This is a genomic window from Pseudomonas sp. Pseusp88, from assembly GCF_047303955.1.
GTDB lineage: Bacteria > Pseudomonadota > Gammaproteobacteria > Pseudomonadales > Pseudomonadaceae > Aquipseudomonas.
This window is the reverse complement of the sequence record NZ_JBGLYM010000075.1, coordinates 1-2,117: the sequence shown is the minus strand read 5'-3', so window position 1 is coordinate 2,117 and position 2,117 is coordinate 1. Positions and strand designations below refer to the sequence as shown.

Here is a 2,117-nt window from a genome sequence, read left to right as displayed (position 1 = left end):
TAATTCCGCATCGGCGGATGAGATGCTTGTATCGCTCATCCAAGGCTCATCACGATGGCGGATCTTTTTCGCATTGGAGCAGTAATGGATCCAACCGAGGTCGGACTGGGAACGGCCATTCGCTTGGCAGAACCCACACTTCCCACTATTCCGCTTCACCCACAAGCGACTACTTCGCTGTCCACAAAGGTCTACTCCTAGCCGTTTTCAGCTAGCTCGGTCGGCCTCTACCCATGACTAGTCTTCACAACGTTAGAGGCGTGCTAAATCGAACATCCAGACACAAATGTAAAGACGATTCCCGATGCCCGAACGTTATCACATATTTTTGACACTCATTTGTAATCAATGCAATCTTGCTCGCCTTCAATTGAATGCCACTTGTAAGAACAGCTTTACACATTCAGAAAAAGGATAAGCGGTAATTTACGTAATGAATTTATTCGTTAGGATATTGATAGGTATCTGTCACGCGTGGTCCCAAAAATGGAATCTCTCGATATTGATCAGATTACAATCATCCTAAAAAATAAGCTTCCAGGCTTAGATGTCCGCTGCACATCAAAAAAAAAGGATGTCATTTCGCTAGTGGTGAAGAGTTTTGACTCCCCCCAGGCCTATGAAATGACCGGTATCAGACTGTCGCATTACAGAGGAAAATATGGTGCAACTGCTCTAGCCCAGCAACTGCTTGAATGGGTTGCACGAGGTCGTACACAACCTGATGTAAGAAAATCACCTAATCCCGCATCGCCAGTGTCATTTGAAGTCAAGAAACCGCATAGCCCTAAAGGCCGAGCGATCTTAGTAATGGCAGGCAAGTAAACGCAAAACTCAGAGCCCAAGTGAGGTTACGCGGAGCGACTATGATCTCTAAACAGTCCTGCTATCTAAGCCAGCTACAAACACCGTACATTCCGGTCACGTTTCCATGGTTATATAGTTATAGTTTAAGATACAAGGCGTTCACCTCGAGAGATCTCCAGCCCTGGGTAAACTTCACTCTATTCATAGAGAGCTGTAGTGACTGAGGGGCATTTATGAATGCGATGGCGAAAAATGACGGAAGTGCGCAAAACTTTTTTATGGTGGTTACGTGATCTGAAGCCAGCCGTATAAACACATATCACTATTGAGAAAATCACAGAGAACATGGCTAGCATATTGTTAGAGGAACGCATTCGACAATATATACGGTGATTACTCGGAGAGTGACATCCTGTGGTAACTGAGGCGCTGTGTACGTGTGATCGTCGATCATTGATTCACAAGCGGAGGGAGGTATGCAAGAAATCAACACCCCATTCGGCGTGATCGAGGCTGAACATGCCAAGGATCTGCTGCAGCCACCGACTAAACTGTTGGATCGTCAGGTGTTGAGCCATGCCCGGCGTTGGCAGCTGGTAGGAATGTTCCTGCGCTGCGTGTCTTGCGGTCAGTCTCAAAAAGCCAGCGACGGTGCTCGGCCATTTCCCCACACTCCCAGTTGCCGGGCCTTGAATGAGGGCACGGATAATCAATTCCCATGGCATGAGCTAGAGGTGATTTTACAGAATGTGCCTAGGTAAAGCCTGTCGGATGGACGTGAATGGAATCTGGCCTGTCGGTGCCGACGCAGCTAGAACCATATGCTGTTATTCCGTTTCATCAAACGGTTGCCTGGGGCAGCATAATCATAGTTGGCCCGAAGCGGATTGCTGCTGGAGCCTCGACGTGTGGCATCAGGCGCAACTCAGCGTCAGTAGATACAGTCATCGCCGCGCGATGGGTCGCAGTTCCTACCCGTTGTCTAAAGCGTTCGTCCGGCGCTGGCTCAAGGACACGTAAGTGAATCTGGATATTGAATGCAATATCCAAACTTCGGCAAGCGGAGCAATGCCCTTTTCAGCATAAATACATGATATGGCGGCCACTTTGAGCATATTACCGAGATCGCTCATCCTTCTGTTTTTCCGCTTTCATCCGATGCGGATTTAGCAACGAGTGCACGTATCTCATCGGTAATTAGTCCGGCGTTCTGATCGAGCTCAACTAGGTATGCGCGAATAGATGCGGCCGTCTCAATCGAGCCTTGAGCGGCGATCCAGAGCCCTATCTGTTCAATTGCAGATCCCAAT

General features: G+C 48.4%; 3 protein-coding genes. 2 read left to right on the top strand and 1 reads right to left on the bottom strand.

The features are described 5' to 3' along the window. Positions 1 to 486 precede the first annotated feature (486 nt). Both ACCD02_RS32460 and ACCD02_RS32455 read left to right on the top strand, forming a co-directional pair. Positions 487 to 825, top strand: a complete 339-nt coding sequence (locus ACCD02_RS32460; protein ID WP_413310683.1) for a hypothetical protein — start codon at positions 487 to 489, stop codon at positions 823 to 825. Between the two features lie 458 nt (positions 826 to 1,283). Beyond that, positions 1,284 to 1,568: a hypothetical protein gene (locus ACCD02_RS32455; RefSeq protein ID WP_413310681.1), complete on the top strand. Its 285-nt coding sequence runs from the start codon at positions 1,284 to 1,286 to the stop codon at positions 1,566 to 1,568. 368 nt (positions 1,569 to 1,936) lie between these two features. Here ACCD02_RS32455 and ACCD02_RS32450 read toward each other — a convergent pair. After that, the coding region (locus ACCD02_RS32450; protein WP_413310680.1) for a hypothetical protein at positions 1,937 to 2,117 on the bottom strand (181 nt) is incomplete at its 5' end.

Excerpts from the sequence above, each read along its gene's own strand:
- ACCD02_RS32460 (WP_413310683.1), top strand. The coding sequence starts at position 487 with ATGGAATCTCTCGATATTGATCAGATTACAATCATCCTAAAAAATAAG.
- ACCD02_RS32455 (WP_413310681.1), top strand. The coding sequence starts at position 1,284 with ATGCAAGAAATCAACACCCCATTCGGCGTGATCGAGGCTGAACATGCC.